General features: G+C 43.4%; 2 protein-coding genes. Both read right to left on the bottom strand.

The window, feature by feature from the left end; all coding sequences use genetic code 11:
* The coding region (locus tag U9P07_03915; protein ID MEA2108545.1) for a hypothetical protein at positions 1-481 on the bottom strand (481 nt) is incomplete at its 3' end.
* 530 nt (positions 482-1011) lie between these two features.
* The coding region (fliJ, locus tag U9P07_03920; GenBank protein ID MEA2108546.1) for a flagellar export protein FliJ at positions 1012-1410 on the bottom strand (399 nt) is incomplete at its 5' end.

The raw sequence follows: 1410 nt of genomic DNA on the forward strand, positions 1-1410 counted from the left end.
TTATTTCTTCAGCAGTTAATGTCGTAATGGAACGGGAAATTGCCGCTGCTTTTTTTGGTTCTATAGCAGACAATAATTTTGCGGCTTTTCTCGGCTTCATCCGTAAAATCACTTCAACGGCATAAGCAAGATCCAGCTTTTCCACCAATGGAGCTGCCGCGGCTGGTTTCATGGCCGTATAAACCGCAACCAGACTAGATAAGTCCTCATCTTTTAATGCTTGCAGCTCAGCAAGTACCGTTTCCGTCTTCTGGCGCAAGTCTTCGATATCTTTCTCTTTTTTTTGCAATTCCTTTTGCAGAACAATCAACCGTCGTTCCTTTTCCCGCAGCAACGATTCTTTTTCCTGCAATGTTTTTTCCTTTTCATGCAAGATCTCAGACATCCGAATAAGTTGCTGATCTGAATATGATGACTCGACCGCCAGACCGGATTGCGGCAGACACAGCAGGAGAAAAATGCTCAGCATAATTGCTGACATAGGCAGGAAATCCCGGGGGGGATGTTTTTTCCCCAATTTTTCACACAACGTGAAGGAAAATATTTTCATAGATAATATCAGCAGGTTAAAAATAGAAATGAGAAAAAACATCCCCTAACCAACACCCTCAGTCCTCTATAGAACAGCAAAAAGCATGCCTTCCCAAGTCAACAAAGATGATAAACCATTATTAAAACTTAAGATGTAAATATTAAACTTTGTTTATAGATTGGCAAATTTTTATTATTTCTCACAGAGACACGGAGTCACAGAGGGTAGAGACTGTGGTTCTCTGTGGCTTTGCGCCTCCGTGAGAGTATTTTTATCTTTTTTGGAAACGTAGGCGAATATTTACCTTAAGACAGCCTTAAGCTATAGAAAATGCAAGTTTTTTCAGCTCGGCTAGTGGGAGAAAACAGGGGGGAAGAGGGATACTATCTAGGCAATTTTTGCCGGTCAGATAGCCACGGTAACAAAAGTTGCAGCATCATAAGGCCGAAGATGGAATTTTTATGAAATCATCAATTTTATTAGCGGGAAAAAGTACGGCTGACCGCCAGTTCATCAATTTGTTTTCGTTCCGTTCGGTATTCGGCAACCAGATATTCCTGAAATCTTTTTTCCTTCAGTCGTTCCAGCAGGCGCCGTTGTTTCATCTTTTCGATCAATTCCTGGCGTTTCAAGTCCAGCCTGGCTTTTATTTCGGTGACCTGTATACCCTGGGTACTAATATTACGATACAGATGGAGAGCATACTGACGGTGCAGGGAAATTTCCATACTGCTGATCCCCTGCTGCTCAATGGCAAGCCATTGCCGCTCATGTTCCTGCTGACTTTGTTTCAGCCGGGTCAACTGATGCTCAGCATCCTGCAGTTCCTCACTGACAATTCTCAACTCCCGGGCGCTGGCATCTTCCTGGACCCGGCG

The organism is Pseudomonadota bacterium (assembly GCA_034660915.1).
GTDB lineage: Bacteria > Desulfobacterota > Anaeroferrophillalia > Anaeroferrophillales > Anaeroferrophillaceae > DQWO01.